Annotated in this window: 1 protein-coding gene; it reads left to right on the top strand. The window is 62.8% G+C overall.

All coding sequences use genetic code 11. The features are described from left to right. Window positions 1-282: contractile injection system protein, VgrG/Pvc8 family (locus AACY19_RS27590; protein ID WP_339454666.1), on the top strand; the 282-nt coding region annotated here is incomplete at both ends.

Raw genomic sequence — 282 nt, 5'->3', positions numbered from 1 at the left:
TGACGCTGGAAAGCGAAAACCGTGGCGACGCCCTGCCCGACCTCGAAGACTACGACTACCCGGGTCGATTCATCGACCGCGAGCGCGGCAAACACCTGGCCAAACGCGCCCTCGAACGCCACCGCAGTGACTTCCAGCTGGCCGAAGGCAAGAGTGATCAGCCGCTGCTGGTCAGCGGCCATTTCCTCGCCCTCACCGCGCACCCGAAAGCCAAATGGAACGACCTCTGGCTGCTCACCGAAGTCCACCACGAAGGCAAACAGCCGCAAGTGCTCGAAGAGT

Source organism: Pseudomonas sp. EA_5y_Pfl2_R50, assembly GCF_963970475.1.
Lineage (GTDB): Bacteria > Pseudomonadota > Gammaproteobacteria > Pseudomonadales > Pseudomonadaceae > Aquipseudomonas.
Note: the sequence above shows the minus strand (reverse complement) of the source record. Positions and strands in the feature narration are given on the sequence as shown.